Here is a 14,815-nt window from a genome sequence, read left to right as displayed (position 1 = left end):
ATATATCTCTCCTCGCAAAATAGATATTGTTAAAAAGAAACCTCGCATATTTATGCGGTTTGTTCCTCGGGATGCTTTCGAAACTGAAGCTCATACAGCTTCGCATAATGACCGTCCTTGGCAAGGAGCTGGTCATGGGTACCCTGTTCTTTCAGCTCGCCATCGGCAAGAACACAGATCGTATCCGCTCGCTCAATCGTAGACAATCGATGGGCAATGACTAATGTTGTACGATCCTTCATCAGCTCATTTAAGCCCTGCTGGACTTCATATTCCGATTCTGAATCCAGCGCCGAGGTCGCTTCATCCAGCAGCAAAATCGGTGCATTTTTGAGCAAAGCGCGAGCAATAGCGAGCCGCTGTCTTTGACCACCGGACAAGTTGGCTCCGCGTTCACCGACAATCGTGTCGTAACCCTCTGGCAGCTCGGCTATGAAATCACTCGCATAGGCTGTTTTGGCCGCAGCCTCTACTTCCTCATCCGTGGCATCCGGTGAGCCAAAGCGGATATTATCCGCCACTGTACCGTGGAACAACGTAGCCTCCTGTGGTACATAGGCCATCAAATCCCTGACCTCATCTAACCGAAGCTCTCCTGCCGAGCGACCCCGGACCCGCAGCACACCCTCATCCGGTGGATAAAAGCCTAGCAATAGCTTCATGACTGTGCTTTTGCCACCACCACTTGGGCCGACGAGCGCGGTGACCTGCCCTTCCGGCACGATCAGATTCAGCCTTTGCAGCGTTGGACGGTCCGGTTGATAACCAAAGGTGATGTCGTGCAGCTCCAGCGCAGCCGAAACTTGTTCAATGGCATGGCCTGAGCTCACAGTTTCGACATCACTATGAGATCCCTTAGGTTCACGAGCTGATAAAGCTGCCGCCTCCGGACCGATCAGCCCAGCCTGCGGTCCCTTCTGTTTCAACGCTGGAAAATGCTCCTCTTCCTTCGACTCATCCAGAATTTCGCGGATACGCGCCAAGCCCGCCAAGGAGTTTTGCAACAGCGATACAGCCGCCCCCAACTGCAAAAACACCGCGGAAATGCCGCCTTGCAGTTGCACAATCTGTCCCAGTACTCCCAGCTCCATCTGCTTCTGTGAAACCAGAATCAGTCCGGCAACAAGCACACCACCCAGCGTAATGAATTCAATGACAAAATTATACATATCCTGCAAGCCCATATGACGTCCCTGCTGGATGCTGATGCGGTTTATGTCCTCGCTTGCATCGTTACAAAGTCCGCCTACCTTTGTCCGCAATCCAAACAGCTTCACCGTCTGCAAACCGGAAAGCAGATCACTCAATCGTTCTGTGAATCCGCTCATCCGTCCCTGTAACTCTTCACTCGTCTGTCGCATCTTCTTCGCGAAATGAGAATTTACCCAAGCTGAAGCCAGCCCAAGTAAAACCGCCATAACCCCAAATCGCCAATCCAGCGCCAGCATAATGACCAGCGAACCAAAGAAAAGCGAAACTTCCAGTATAATCGAGCGAATATGAACGGTGTAAGCCTGCTCCAACGTCTTTACATCGTTTGTCATGCGGGATACAAGATCACCCGAATGGCGTTTTTCGACCTTTTCATATGATAAGTTGACGATATGCCCGAATAGTCTCACCCGTACATTGGCAATCGCCAGCCTCACACACCGCTTATACATGTAGCTGCACAGCGGAGAAATAAGACTTAGTGCCAAAAATGTACCGCTGACCAAATAAATTGCCTGGTAAAGCCCCTGCACTTCCCCATCAACCGCAAAATTCAGCAAATAATGCACCACAAAGGAAAGTAAAATCGTGATGCTCGCATTGGTCAGACTGTTGCCAACCAACCCGATAAAATACCATTTTCGGTACGGCTTCATCAGGGACAGCAACTGCTTAAACTCATAAAACCCCTGCTTGAAGGTCACGTTTCTCACTCCTTTCCTCTGGCATCGAATTGCCGTTTTCCATCGTATGCGGTTCTTCTTCGAAATTTTGCAAATACAGCTTTCGATATTCACCGTCGCGACCCAGTAATTCCTCATGCGTGCCCGATTCCACAATGCTCCCCTGATCAAGTACAATAATCCGGTTCGCCTGACGCACGGTTGACAGTCGATGAGCAATCACCAGTACCGTCCGATTATGCATTGCTGCACTCATCGCGATCTGCACCTGAGCCTCCGACTGGCTATCAAGCGCTGAAGTTGGCTCATCCAGTAGAAGCAGCGGAGCATTTTTCAACAATGCTCTTGCTATGGAAATACGCTGCTTTTGTCCACCGGACAATCCTCCTCCCCGCTCGCTCAAAAGGGTTTCATAGCCCTCGGGAAGCTGAACAATAAAATCATGCGCATGCGCCGCTTTCGCCGCCTCGACAATTTCTTCACGGGTCGCCTCCAGACGTCCATATCCGATATTTTCTGCAATCGTGGCTGGAAAAAGCGACGGCTCCTGAGATACTATCGAAATATGGCTGCGCAGGCTTGTTAAATTCCAATCTGTCAAATTCTTTCCAAATAGTTGAACGGTTCCAGCATGCTCTCCCAGTTCATTAAATCCGCAAAGCAGCTTAAAAATCGTGCTTTTGCCGCCACCGCTACCGCCGACAATCGCTACCGTTTCTCCTTGTCCTACCTGGAAGCTGATATCCTTGAGTACCGTATTCCCTTCGTCGTATCCAAAGGTCAAATGGTCAAGCCTGACCACAGCAGCGTCATCGTCGCCTTCTGCTCCGTCTGGCTCGCTTTTACTTGCTTGACTAGCTTGGTTGGCCTTCCTTTCTGCATCGTCCTCAAAACGTAGGCCCTCATCTTCTCGGTCATCACTGAGTGAGGTGATTTCACCACCTTGACGTTCATCCGGCCAATCCAATACCTCAAACAAATGCTTCGCCGCTCCCCCCGCTTCCTTCATTTGCGTGATGATCGTCGGCAGCATGGAAACAGGCTGCAATATGAACGAAATCAGATATAAAAATAGGACAATGCCTCCAACATTCAGCTCTCCTTGTTGAATCAGGTATCCTCCGTACGCAATGACCAAAATAATCGGTGTTGCCAGCATCATCACACCTACCGGAGTAATAGAAGCATAGCGCTTTTCCAACCCCAGGCCGCGCCTGACGACCTCCTCCATAATCACCATATACTTCTTCAATAGCACAGCCTGCATATTGAATGCCTTGACGATAGGAATTCCTCCAATTGCATCCTGTCCGACCGCGTTCAAATGAGCCATTTTCTCCTGAAGCTGCTCGGAATATTTTTCAATCCGCCTGCTCATCAGTGTTGTTATGATCATTCCTACAGGCATAAGCGCAAGACTGGCCAAGATCAGCTTCCAGCTTGTCATTAAAAGCAACGTTAGTGATGCCGTAAACACAAGCGGTAAATAAAACAGATTGGCAAACTGCTCGATAAAAAAATTCTGTAACATCGCCGTATTATTCGTAAGCCGGGATACCAAATCTCCAGTGAACTTCCTCTCCACTTTGGAAACTGGTAAATCGCAAAACTTATGTACGAGGTCGCCTCTCAAATCGCGTAGTGCGCTAACGCTAAATCGCGCCGAAGCGTACCTCATCACAAACTTACAGGGCATTCCAATTAGCGTCATACCAACAACTAGATAGATCATGTTCTGGGTGGAGGAGAAGGTCCCCTCTACCATTTGCTCGATGGCCTTACCCAAAATAATGTCTATGGCTGCCAAACATAAGGAGGCGATCACCGTTATGAAAACCCATAGATTGTACGGTCTTACATAACGCGCGAGTCTTCGAAAAGCAGAATTTGATCGAAACAAGGACATCCCTCTTTTTCGTTGCTCACACTTTCGCAGTGCGAACTTTTTTAGTGAGGATTTTGCAAAATCCTGAAGTTGCAATGGACATGGTGAGATAAACTCTGGCTCTGGATGTATGAGTATTTACATGGAATGAAATCATTCTTGAATTATGCTGGGCATTGCATCATGGTGGTAGGTTGATTGTGAGTGGTTGCCGAGATGTTAATCATGTTGTGTATCGTGGTGTATCATGATGTGTGGGACTTTTAACTCTGTCTGAATCGTGGTTGTAGGGTATTGGTGCTGTAAGATGTATGAGCTGCGGTAACGTGGTTCAGGGCTGAAGATGCGGACAAAATATTCACGACTATGCTTATAACTTCTTGCTCTTGTTCATGAATGAAAAAGTGATTGCCTTCGAACATTCGCACATCTATGGGCGATGTGGTGTGCTGCTGCCAGGCATGAAGTGAATCAGTGCTCACCTCATGATCCTTCATGCCGCCCAAAATGGTCATCGGACAGGCCAAGGGTCCTCCCTGCTGATAAACATACGTTTCGCACACCTTAAAATCCGCGCGCAGACGGGGCATAATAATTTGCATTAAATCTGCATTTTGCAGTACTTCTTCGGGTGTTCCCTGCATCAAACGAAGCTCTTCGGTGAAAGGTTGATCTGCTAAATCATGGAGTTGTTTTTTTGAATACGGACGATGTGGTGCGGATTTACCGGATACGATGATATGGACAGGCAGTTTTCCGGTTTTGCTATACAATTGCCGTGCTGTTTCAAAAGCAATCAATGCTCCCATACTGTGTCCAAAGAAAGCAAACGGCTTATGTACGTATGGAGCCATAGCAGGAAGCAGCGAGTACACGATGTCCTGAATGGTATCCATTGGGGCTTCTGTGGAACGGCTTTCACGTCCTGGAAGCTGTACAGGCAACACAGTAATGTCAGGCGCAAGTCTAGACTTCCAGGAACTGAATATGGAAGCACCGCCACCGGCATAAGGGAAGCAAAATAGCTGGAGCTTCTCAGCCGGATGAACCGCGGTTTTCGCAAACCAAGCTTGTGACCGAGTCGTCATATGAATTCCTCCATCCTCTACACAGTTCAGATTTTTACATTAAATCCTTATATCTCTTTTTTTCTTCCAACACTTTCTAACTATTTTTAAATATACAAACTTTAAAACCGCTTGACATGGGACAAAAGATCTAAATTGATAGAGCTCATAAAAATAAAACAAAATCCATATTATTCTATTTATTCCCAGTCTTTAAAAGCAACAATTTCACTTTATGCATTAATTGCCTTCTGATCATGATCTGTTAATTAGATTCAAAACGAGTTTTCAGATTTTCAGGAATTTTGTAAAATCAAAATGATTATGATTTGCAATAAAGCTAGAAAGCTTTGTGCTACAACAATTTTACCTTTACATGCCATTAACATAAATGTAACAAATTCAGCCTGATATCATCCGACAAATTCCGCCTTTTTCCGCAACAGCCTTCGGCCTCCTATTTTATGGAATCAAATTTCATCAAGCTCACATCAACCAAAATTAATAACTCTTTAATTTTTTAATAGATCATGCCATTTTGTAGTTCTATAGAACTAATTTTCGCAGATTTTTTTTCGACTCTCTGTCTAAAAATTTTAGTTCAGATTGAATTTTTCTCCCCTAAAGCTAAGAATTTTCTTTTCAAACCTTTATAGAAACGTTTTTATCTTCCTTCACAAGTGTCAATTTTCAGGAATTTATATCTTTGGTTCTGGCCCTTCTGCAATCGACAAACGAACCTGAAATACCAAATAGCAAGTCTCTATGTGGTAAGAGACTTGCTGTTTTCAAGCTTATTATGACTTGGTCTTTGATGTAGCTGTGTAGACTTAAGAGGATGCGGCTGCAGCGAGCGTACCGGAAGCGTCTGTTGTGTGGTGAATACTGCGCACGAAGCGAATCGTTTTTGTTTCCGAGTGCATCACGACCGAATGGGTTTCCGCTCTATGACCAGGGAGAGAACGAACCCCCTGCAACCACTCGCCAGGTGTCACACCAGTAGCCACAAACATCACGCCTTGGCGTCCGACCATATCGTCCATGGACAATAAAGCCCCCGGATCAGCAATGCCCATACGTTTGCACCGTTCGATCTCTTCTTCACCATGAGGCAACAGGCGACCTTGAATCTCTCCACCCATGCATTTCAGCGCCGCCGCAGCCAACACACCTTCAGGCGCTCCACCGGAGCCGATATGCAGATCAACACCGCTATCGAGGCATGTTTCAATTGCACCCATTACGTCTCCATGCCCAAGCAGCTTGATCCGAACGCCGCTCTCCCGCAGAAGCTTGATAATTCCGGCGTGACGTGTACGATCCAGAATGGACACGGTAAGTTCGGACAAGGATTTACCCAGTATCCGTGCGGCCTTTGACAGGGTAGCCGGAATCGGATCATCCAGCGATAGCTTTCCAGCCAGTGCCGGGCCTACGGCCATTTTTTGCATATACATATCTGGAGCATGGAGCAGACCTCCGCGGGGGGCAGCAGCAATGACCGATAGGGCGTTGTTCAATCCGTTCGCCACCGTTTCGGTTCCCTCCAGCGGGTCGACGGCGATGTCTATGGCCGGCCCTCTGCGATTGCCTACTCTTTCCCCGATATACAGCATGGGAGCCTCATCCATTTCTCCTTCGCCAATGACGACCGTACCGTCCATAGATACCGCGTTAAAATGAGTGCGGATGGCTACCGTAGCCGCCTCGTCCGCGCTGTTCTTATCTCCACGTCCTGTCCATTGCGCTGATTGCAGCGCTGCCGCCTCTGTAACCCGAACGAATTCCAATGCCAGTTGACTTTCCATACCTTCCCTCCACCTCTCCTATATATAATTGTTATCCTATGGCAAATCATTATTTATAGGGCATCTTTGCTGCCTTTTTATTTATCTATTAATCTCCTATATCCTACTGCCAATCATTATCTATAGGGCAGCTTTGCTGCCTTTTTTATCTATTTATCTATAGCACTCCTGTATCCTACAGCAACTATTATCTATTGAGCAGCTATGCTTCTATAACATCCTGATAATCAAACCCGCTGTTTCTTCAATCGCTTTATCGGTGACATCAATGATCGGGCAGCCTAATTTCGTAAACAAAGATTGCGCATACGCAATCTCTTCCTCCACCCGCGTCGATGTAGCATATTGCACATTGTTAGGCAGCCCCATCACCTTGAGTCGCTCACTACGTATTTTTAGCAGCAGCTCCGGCTGGATCGTTAACCCAAACACCCGACCATGCTGTACATCCTGCAACTGTGCAGGCGGTGTCAGCTCCGGTACAATGGGAATGTTGACCGTTTTATAACCTTTATGCGCCAGAAACATCGACAAAGGAGTTTTGGAAATACGAGATACGCCTAGCAGTACAATATCTGCTTTGAGAATGGCGCTCACATCTTTGCCATCATCATATTGAACCGCAAAATCCATCGCTTCCACACGACGGAAATAATTATCGTCCATCCGATGCAGCAAACCGGGTTTTTCCTTGGGATCATCATGGAACGTGTCAGCAAACGCCTGCATCATCGGGCCCATGATATCGACAGCCCGCACATTCAGCCGGACAGCCTCCTCTTTCATTGCTTCTCTCAACTCCGGCTGTACCAGCGTATAGGCTACAAAGCCTTTACGCTCGGCCACCTCTTCCATCACCCGGCTCAGTTCGTCTTCATCTCTTACATTCATAAATCTCTTGATCTCTGTGTCCGGTAGCTCAAATTGGCGCATGGTCGCCTGAACGACGGCTTCCGCCGTCTCGCCAATCGAGTCTGAACAGATCGCTATAAAATGACTACGCGCCTGAACCATTCGATTCCTCCCATTAATCCTCTGCTACCATATCGAGCAACATTTTGATAATATTCGTTTTCGTAATGCGTCCCACGACTTTCCAGTGTTCCCCTGGTTTGTCGGAGTTGGAAGGGACGACGACAGGCAGACTGTCGATTTGACGGGCAATGATTTTGCGCGCTGCCTCCAATACAGTGTCTTCCGGGGAAACGGTGACGACATTTGCCTGACGAGTCATGACGAGACTAACAGGGATGGTCGCCGCATTCGGATTGCCTAGCGTAACCTTGAGCAGATCCTTGCGGGAAGCTACTCCTGCCAGATTCCCCTCTTCATCGGTAACGATCAGGTTACTCACGTTCTCCAGAAAAAGAGCAACCACAGCTTCCTGAATCGTTGTTGTTTCACGTACGATGACTGGAACCCCGTGAAGATCGCCGACCTTCATTTGCATGAGCCGGAATTTCTCCTCCCGGTTCGGCGTGCCCCGTTTTCCGACAAAATAACCAACCTTGGGCTTCGCATCTATATAATTCAGAATGCCCAGCTTGGATAGGTCGGTCCGAATGGTCGCCTTGCTGAGATTGAGCATTTCCGCAATCTGATCACCGGTAATCGGGGCATGCTTTTGTACGATGTTTAAAATTTCCACTTGTCTTGCCGTAAGGTCGATGATGAACGCCCCTCCTTTTTTTTCCTTGCTATCTGATATTAAATATAATACGTCATATATAATTATAAATCAACCTTTAAAAGCATATAAAACATCACATATATAAAATTAAAGCGGTTATTGATGGTTTTTTATCGTTTAAAGCACTTATACCACACCAAAAAAGCGGATACTTCACACCCTGCTCTTTCGAGTAAGACGAAGTATCCGCTCCTTTATTCGTATCTTAAAGCATCGATCGGACGCAGCTTGGACGCCTTCCGCGCCGGGTACACTCCAAACAGTACACCAACCCCCATGCAGCACAGAAAAGAGTACAGCACCGGTTCCATCGTATACACTATCGGCATATGGACAAATTTCTCCAGCAGCTTCGCGCCCCCAAGACCCGCCATAACGCCAACCAGTCCGCCCATCAGACTAAGAAAAACAGCCTCGGCCAGAAATTGCAGCATAATATCACTGCGCTGCGCACCAATCGCCTTGCGAATCCCGATCTCCCTCGTCCTTTCCGTGACGGACACCAGCATAATATTCATGATGCCAATGCCCCCAACACCGAGCGCAATCGCAGCAACGCCGAGCAACAACATATTCATAACCTTGTCTACACCTGAGACCGTTTTTAGAATCTCCGTCTGGGTCGTGATTTGGAAATCATCGCCCTCTGATGGCTTCAGCTCATGCCGGGCACGCAGCACCTGTCGGATTTCAGCACTCGCCTGGTCAATCTTCTCCTCCGTTGTTGCAGAAGCATTCACCTGCTGAATGCTCATATTCCCCAGCCGTTCCATCCCTGTTGTAATCGGCACATATACCTGCTGCCCGCTGTTACCCATATTGGAATTGGAATTCGTCAGTACCCCGACCACCTTAAAAGGAAGCTGCTTGATCATGATCGTTTCCCCCACCGCCTTGGAGGCATCCGGACCAAAAATATTACGGGCTGCATCGCTCCCTAGCACCACGACATTCAGTCTCTTTTCCACTTCATAGTGGGTAAAAGACCTGCCCTGAGCGAGCGACAGCTTTCTCACATGGATGAAAGCCAGCGAAGTCCCCTCAATCTGCCCGCTGACCTTATTGCGGCTCCACGTAATATCAGCATTGGTCATGGCACTTGGAGCTACCTCGGCTACAGCTTTTTGCTGCTCTAGCGCAGCGATATCCTCCAGAGATATTCCTTTCGTCTGACTGAACGACATGGAGCTGGACCCATCATATGGGGCATAAGGATAAATCATGAGCAAATTATTCCCCATACTGTTAATCTGCGACGTAATCGTGGCTGTAGAGCCTTTACCAATGGCAACAATCGCGATTACAGCAGCCACCCCAATAATAATACCCAGCATGGTCAGCAAGGATCGCAGCATATTGGTTCGCAAACTGTTGAGCGATACCCGGATAATTTCCCGAAATTTCATGCCTTCACTTCCTCTGCCGCCATTCTTCGGTTCCCAACAGGCTGATCCTTTTCAATCCGTCCATCGCGAAAATGAATCAGACGCTTGGCGTATTCCGCAATTTCCTGATCATGCGTAACGAGTACAACCGTTTTACCCTGATCGTTCAGGCGTTGGAAAATCTCCATAATTTCAACGCTCGTTTTGGAGTCCAGTGCGCCTGTCGGCTCATCCGCCAAGAGAATGACCGGATTGTTCACAAGTGCGCGTGCTATGGATACCCGTTGCTGCTGACCGCCTGACAGCTCATTCGGCTTGTTGTTCATCCGATCGCCCAGCCCCACACTGGTCAGCGCCTCAATGGCACGCAAGCGCCGCTCCTTGGCTGGTACGCCTGCATAAATCATCGGCAGCTCTACGTTCTCCAAAGCTGTGGCCCGCGGAAGCAAATGAAATTTTTGAAATACAAATCCGATTTTCTGATTACGGATAATAGCCAGCTCATCCTCACGAGCATCCAGTATGGAATAACCGTCCAAATAAAATTGTCCCGAGGTAGGAAGATCCAGACAGCCGATGACATTCATCATCGTGGACTTGCCTGATCCAGACGGGCCCATGATTGCCACAAAATCACCATCAGCAATGTTGAGTTGCACATCACGCAGGGCATGAATTTCCTGATCCCCAACCTGGTACACCTTTTTCATATCCTCAATTTGAATGACATGTCTCATCCCCGTTTAAAAGCCTCCTTGCATGCCACCCATATTGGAAGGGTCTGGCGGTGCTTCAGGAGCAGGCATAACAATCGTATCGCCCTCCTTCACACCTGACTTGAGTTCAACCCGATCTGGCGTGTAAAATCCGAGCTCTACGGGCTTGAACGTGCGTGCCCCTGGATTTGCCGGATTGGAAGCAAGATAGACGCCGTCTTGTCCGCCTTCGGATCTCAGCGCAATCGCTGGCACAAACAGCACATTTTTGTGTACTCCCAAAATAACAGACACATTCATAATCATACCGGTTTTCAGCTTGCCTTTCGGATCATGAACGGACAGCTCCATCAGATAGGTCGTCATGCCTTCATCTGTGGATGCTTCCGGTGAGACGAATTGCACCTTGCCCGGGAACGACTCACCCGGGTAAGCATTGGTGGATAACACCGCTGAAAGTCCTTTTTTCACCTTTACAATATCGTTCTGACTAATTTTCGCAACAATTTTGAGATTGTTGGAGTCCGAGTTGTTCATGACGATAAAAGGAGCCGTCGGACTGGTTCCGACATCCCCGTTCACCTTTAAAATGACTCCATCCCATGGTGCCGTGACCTGAAGCTTGTTCAGGTCATTTTTCTTCTGCTCCAGCTCAGTGGCCAGTCTTCTAACCTCAATCCGTGCGGATTGGATATTGGAGGCATCGGCTGGAACCTCCGTTTTGCGAAGCTCAGCCCTAGCCGATCGATAGCCGATTTCAGCCTCTGCGATAGCATGACGCTTTTGCGACATGATTTTGCGGAATTGTAAATCCAGACCGTCATAATCTGTCTGCGCCTTATCCAGTGCTTGCTCTGCCTGCTCCATTTCACTGTTGGACACTGCTCCGGCATCATGTAAAAACTTTTGATCTTCATATGCCTTTCGCGCCTGCTCCAACTGCTTTTTGGAAGCCTTCTTCTGACTTTCCGCTTCTTCCAGCTCAAATGATTCCTGCGCTGTATCGACAGCCATTTTAGCCCGAAGCACGTTCGTCTTCTGAATTTCAATATCCTCCGCCTTCGGCCCCTTCTCCAATTCAGCCAGCTTGGATTTGGATATTTCCAAATTATCGGATGCGCTCTGGATTTGCATCTTAATTTCAGAACTGTCCAGAAGAGCCAGGACTTGTCCTTTTTTCACCTTGTCTCCGGCCTTCACGTTTACCGCCGCCAGCTTATTTTCGCCTGCACTTGTGAAATTCAGTTTTACTTCCTTGGAAGCCTGCACGGTACCAGACGTATCCAGCTTCTCGCTCACATCCCCGCGTTCCACTTTAAGCGTCTCGTCCTGAACCAATGGTACAGCCTGCTCTTTGGGCAGCTTCAAATACACTGCTGTTCCGCCCCCGCCTATAACCAGCAGCACAACCATGGTCCAGATCCACTTTTTTCTCCGTTTTCTTCGTAACTTTAATAAGGCATCGTTTAAAACCGTTTCTGCCAACTTCGTTTCCTCCCTATGTGCTCCATGGCTTGCTCAACGTGTATTCATTCTGACTCAGCTCAATCGCCAGCTCTTCCATTTGCCGTTCAATCTGGTCCACCTTCAACTGGCTATTTTTCAGCTCCAGCTCGATAATTAAGCCTCTGGCCCACTTTTTGCGGGACAGCTCCAGCCCCTCTTTTGCCGTGCGCAGACTTTCTTCCAGCTGAACGTATTTTTTTTGGTTTTCCTTGACCGTGGCATATAAATTGCGGAGCGATTCGGCAAAATCCTTTTGTCCCTTGTCCAGCTCCTCCTTGGCTGTATCCACGTCCATTTTGGCTAGATCGTAAGCACCTGCACCGCTGTTAAAATCGAAATATCTCACATTGAGTTCCGAAGTCTTGATGCTATCCTCCAGCTTCCACAAGTTCGGATTCATATCCATCAGCTGTTGTATATGTATTTCGATATCCAGCTTCTTCGGTTCCTTGTACACTGGTCGATCCACCATTTCATAGGCTGTTCCGTTAGGCTGGCCCATCAGAAAATTCAGAGCGTCACGCGATTTTTGCAGCGCAATTTTTCCCTGCTCGACCGTCTGCTCCGCCTGGCTTCTGGCCTGTGTACTCTCGTTTTTCGCATACTCAGACAGCTTGCCGCGCGCAAATTTGGCGAGTGCAATCTTTTCCTCCGCATGAGCAATTTCAAGCGCTTCCAGATCATTTTTCACCTGATTCTCTGCTACGAATACGCTTTGGTAGCTTTTCATCACATTAAAATAAATCTGATCCTTGGCGAACTGCGCCTGCTTTTTGCTGGCTAGATAGGATAACGTCGAAGAGTTATAATTTCTCCAAGATGAGTCATCACCAACATATTCACCATCTATAAAATCGACGAATGCATTTCCCAGGTCCTTCTCTGCATTCTTAAACTCAATTCTTCGACGCTCCACGTCCCGCTCGGCGGTACGCGTGTTGTAGCTATTCGTCTGTGCCCATTCCGTTGCCTGCTTGAGCGTTAATGGAGGTAAAGCCTGACCCGTTACAGAGGCGGTCTTCGATATAACCGCAGCAGACGAAGTTCCTGATATACTTGCTGACGTATTTCCTGTTGAACTCCCTGCTGCACTATCAGCCTGAACGGTGGAAATCAAGCCTGACGACATCGTCAAAACGAGCAGCGTGGCAGCCACTTTTTGCTTCATAAGATGAATCTCTCCCCTTTCGGTGAAATCTTTCGAATTATTTCCATAGATTTCGACATAAATTTCCACAGTCTATCCGCCACCTAATTGTACTTTCAGGTTAATGTTGGTACAAGGTGTTAAACCAATACATTTTTGTAACCTTTATTTCAACACTGTCAATACAAGCTGTTCTCTTGCAAATCAGATATAAAACGAATCTGTTTTTACCTGAACTTTACCTAAATTTCAGCTAATTTTAAGGAAACTAACAGTATCTATTAAGGTTAGGAGCATATACTAGAGAAAGAATAACAGCCGCTCACTGGGAGGGTTAATAGATGATAAAAGAATCTCGCATGACAACTACGAACGAACCGTCTGATTTGTGGATGACCCGCTTTTTACGTGAATCCGAACAGCAAAAGAAGCAACTGATCCGGGAAGCCCGGAAAAATAACGATATACCGCTTATAAACAGTATTTCTTTCCACCTTGCCCAACGGAATCAGCAACATTTGATCAGCTAGGTATGATTTTAATAGAGATGTATCTCACTTCTAACCTAAAAATGCCGATCAACGTCGCTTACATGCGTACGTGATCGGCATTTTTAGGTTGTTTCTATCTATTCGTCTTCTATCATTGCTTGAGAATCATGCAGGTATTTTTCCAGTGAAATTCGTCCGTTCTCCATAAACTGTATACCTTCCGCTTCCAAAAGCAGCCTTTGTAAAGAAGCTCCTTCATCGTCCTGTAGCGCGATTTCCCCCAATCGATTTACAACCCTGTGCCAGGGCAAGCGATGCTTGCTGCTAAGCGTATGCAAAATACGCACCACCTGACGCGCCCCTCTCGGACTCCCTGCTTCCCCTGCAATTTGTCCGTAGGTCATGATTTTTCCCTCAGGGATGAGCTGGATTATTTTTAATACACGAGCTGTAAAAGGCTGCATGTTATCGTTGGATCTCCTTCCCCTAGCGTAAACTGTGGTCTTCACGTCTCAATACAATGCTGACACCAGACAACAAAACCATTCCGGCTCTCGTGCAGTTTTTCTATCATTATAGCACCCACAGTCTTCAGTTGGCGAAGGCTAGAATCCGCTTAGACCCTGCCTTTTTAAATCCTTTGCTACTAGACGTGCCAGTTCCTTTGCTCCCGCAACATTCGGATGCAGCGTGTCACCGTTCATATACAGGGCAAGTGTGGCTTGCGGGCCAATGGAGGTAAAATAAGCTGAGCTAAGCACGTTCAGATCGACCAAAGGCGTTTGTTCCTCTTGAGCCAGCGTTAAAATAGAGCCTCTATACCATCTATTTTCAGCGGTGTGTACATTATTCGCGTTAAAATCAGTGGCTCGCCCCTGCGGTGTTGAAAGGATTACGATTGCCCCCTTGGCCTTGACCTGCCGGATCATATCCCGCATCCAGTCCTTAAACTCCGCTTCGCTTTCGTTATGCTTCGGGTTGGTGTCATTAATGCCCAACTGGAGAATGAAATAATCCCCCGGCTTAATGTATTTGACGATAGCCTCTAGCTGACCGTCCTGATGGAAGCCCCTTGCAATTTGCCCCCCTGATGCCATGTTACGAATCTGGAATGTACTGGTGTTTACGAATTGCGGCAATAGCTGACCCCATCCCGCCTGCACGCTGCTATCCAGTGGATAGTAATTGCAGACGGTAGAATCGCCGCCGATGTAAATCGTCCGAT

Annotated in this window: 13 protein-coding genes; 1 reads left to right on the top strand and 12 read right to left on the bottom strand. The window is 47.6% G+C overall.

Translation table 11 applies throughout. The features are described from left to right. Window positions 1-50: 50 nt before the first annotated feature. From QD47_RS29865 to QD47_RS29820, 10 genes are all read right to left on the bottom strand, one after another. The gene (locus tag QD47_RS29865) at window positions 51-1,916 is read right to left on the bottom strand and encodes an ABC transporter ATP-binding protein (protein ID WP_044649524.1); all 1,866 of its coding nucleotides are present in this window, start codon (window positions 1,914-1,916) and stop codon (window positions 51-53) included. Next, complete coding sequence (locus tag QD47_RS29860; protein ID WP_044649523.1) at window positions 1,891-3,795, bottom strand: ABC transporter ATP-binding protein; 1,905 nt, start codon at window positions 3,793-3,795, stop codon at window positions 1,891-1,893. The genes QD47_RS29865 and QD47_RS29860 overlap by 26 nt, the downstream gene beginning before the upstream one ends. 248 nt (window positions 3,796-4,043) lie before the next feature. Next, window positions 4,044-4,868 carry a thioesterase II family protein gene (locus QD47_RS29855; RefSeq protein WP_044649522.1) on the bottom strand — a complete coding sequence of 275 codons (825 nt, stop codon included), beginning with the start codon at window positions 4,866-4,868 and terminating at the stop codon, window positions 4,044-4,046. An 809-nt stretch (window positions 4,869-5,677) separates the two neighbouring features. Continuing rightward, a complete protein-coding gene (gene glpX, locus QD47_RS29850; RefSeq protein ID WP_044649521.1) occupies window positions 5,678-6,655 on the bottom strand; it encodes a class II fructose-bisphosphatase in 978 nt (325 codons plus the stop codon). 210 nt (window positions 6,656-6,865) lie between these two features. Next, window positions 6,866-7,669: a pyruvate, water dikinase regulatory protein gene (locus QD47_RS29845; RefSeq protein ID WP_044649520.1), complete on the bottom strand. Its 804-nt coding sequence runs from the start codon at window positions 7,667-7,669 to the stop codon at window positions 6,866-6,868. Between the two features lie 13 nt (window positions 7,670-7,682). After that, window positions 7,683-8,303, bottom strand: coding sequence for a helix-turn-helix transcriptional regulator (locus QD47_RS29840; RefSeq protein ID WP_014281403.1), 621 nt, complete (start codon window positions 8,301-8,303; stop codon window positions 7,683-7,685). A 236-nt stretch (window positions 8,304-8,539) separates the two neighbouring features. Continuing rightward, entirely contained in the window at window positions 8,540-9,751 is a 1,212-nt protein-coding gene (locus QD47_RS29835) for an ABC transporter permease (protein WP_044649519.1), read from the bottom strand. After that, entirely contained in the window at window positions 9,748-10,467 is a 720-nt protein-coding gene (locus QD47_RS29830) for an ABC transporter ATP-binding protein (RefSeq protein WP_044649518.1), read from the bottom strand. Before QD47_RS29830 ends, QD47_RS29835 begins: the two co-directional genes overlap by 4 nt. Before the next feature lie 6 nt (window positions 10,468-10,473). Then, complete coding sequence (locus QD47_RS29825; RefSeq protein WP_044649517.1) at window positions 10,474-11,931, bottom strand: efflux RND transporter periplasmic adaptor subunit; 1,458 nt, start codon at window positions 11,929-11,931, stop codon at window positions 10,474-10,476. 13 nt (window positions 11,932-11,944) lie between these two features. Beyond that, window positions 11,945-13,120, bottom strand: a complete 1,176-nt coding sequence (locus QD47_RS29820) for a TolC family protein (RefSeq protein WP_044649538.1) — start codon at window positions 13,118-13,120, stop codon at window positions 11,945-11,947. Between the two features lie 320 nt (window positions 13,121-13,440). On the opposite strand from QD47_RS29820, the gene QD47_RS29815 reads away from it, so the two are divergent. Further along, on the top strand, window positions 13,441-13,629 hold the full coding sequence (locus QD47_RS29815; RefSeq protein ID WP_014281398.1) for a hypothetical protein: 189 nt from the start codon (window positions 13,441-13,443) through the stop codon (window positions 13,627-13,629). 98 nt (window positions 13,630-13,727) lie between these two features. Here the strand turns inward: QD47_RS29815 and QD47_RS29810 are convergent, their stop codons facing one another. Continuing rightward, complete coding sequence (locus tag QD47_RS29810) at window positions 13,728-14,054, bottom strand: MGMT family protein (RefSeq protein WP_044649516.1); 327 nt, start codon at window positions 14,052-14,054, stop codon at window positions 13,728-13,730. Window positions 14,055-14,195: 141 nt separating this feature from the next. Then, window positions 14,196-14,815 (bottom strand): rhamnogalacturonan acetylesterase (locus tag QD47_RS29805; protein ID WP_044649515.1); only part of this gene is annotated, 620 nt, incomplete at its 5' end.

This window comes from Paenibacillus terrae (assembly GCF_000943545.1).
Lineage (GTDB): Bacteria > Bacillota > Bacilli > Paenibacillales > Paenibacillaceae > Paenibacillus > Paenibacillus terrae_A.
Note: the sequence above shows the minus strand (reverse complement) of the source record. Positions and strands in the feature narration are given on the sequence as shown.

Coding starts and splice junctions, on each gene's coding strand:
- QD47_RS29810 (WP_044649516.1), bottom strand. CDS start 14,054: ATGCAGCCTTTTACAGCTCGTGTATTAAAAATAATCCAGCTCATCCCT.
- QD47_RS29835 (WP_044649519.1), bottom strand. CDS start 9,751: ATGAAATTTCGGGAAATTATCCGGGTATCGCTCAACAGTTTGCGAACC.
- glpX (WP_044649521.1), bottom strand. CDS start 6,655: ATGGAAAGTCAACTGGCATTGGAATTCGTTCGGGTTACAGAGGCGGCA.
- QD47_RS29855 (WP_044649522.1), bottom strand. CDS start 4,868: ATGACGACTCGGTCACAAGCTTGGTTTGCGAAAACCGCGGTTCATCCG.
- QD47_RS29845 (WP_044649520.1), bottom strand. CDS start 7,669: ATGGTTCAGGCGCGTAGTCATTTTATAGCGATCTGTTCAGACTCGATT.
- QD47_RS29830 (WP_044649518.1), bottom strand. CDS start 10,467: ATGAGACATGTCATTCAAATTGAGGATATGAAAAAGGTGTACCAGGTT.
- QD47_RS29815 (WP_014281398.1), top strand. CDS start 13,441: ATGATAAAAGAATCTCGCATGACAACTACGAACGAACCGTCTGATTTG.
- QD47_RS29820 (WP_044649538.1), bottom strand. CDS start 13,120: ATGAAGCAAAAAGTGGCTGCCACGCTGCTCGTTTTGACGATGTCGTCA.